Below are 266 nucleotides of genomic sequence, written 5' to 3' on the forward strand. Positions count from 1 at the left end.
TCATGAAACTGTTGTGAGACAGGGGAGTTGGGCGCGTTTTCTGGATTATGCAGGCGCTGGTTTGAAAGCGCTGCCGGACCGGATTTTTCCTGCGCTTTGTGAGGGATGCGACAGCCCTGTTTCACAAAACGGCACATTGTGCGGGACTTGCTGGAGTTCGGTGCGCTTTCTGGAAGCACCACTTTGTCCTGTGATGGGAACACCTTTTACGCATGATTTTGGCGCGCATTTATTGTCAGCAGAGGCGATTGCCGATCCGCCGACTT

At 53.4% G+C, this 266-nt stretch carries 1 protein-coding gene; it reads left to right on the forward strand.

Translation table 11 applies throughout. The features are described from left to right. Positions 1-40: 40 nt before the first annotated feature. Positions 41-266 (forward strand): double zinc ribbon domain-containing protein (locus HBA93_RS21505; protein WP_286202124.1); only part of this gene is annotated, 226 nt, incomplete at its 3' end.

The sequence above is a fragment of the Ochrobactrum sp. SFR4 genome (assembly GCF_019730395.1).
Taxonomy (GTDB): Bacteria; Pseudomonadota; Alphaproteobacteria; order Rhizobiales; family Rhizobiaceae; genus Pseudochrobactrum.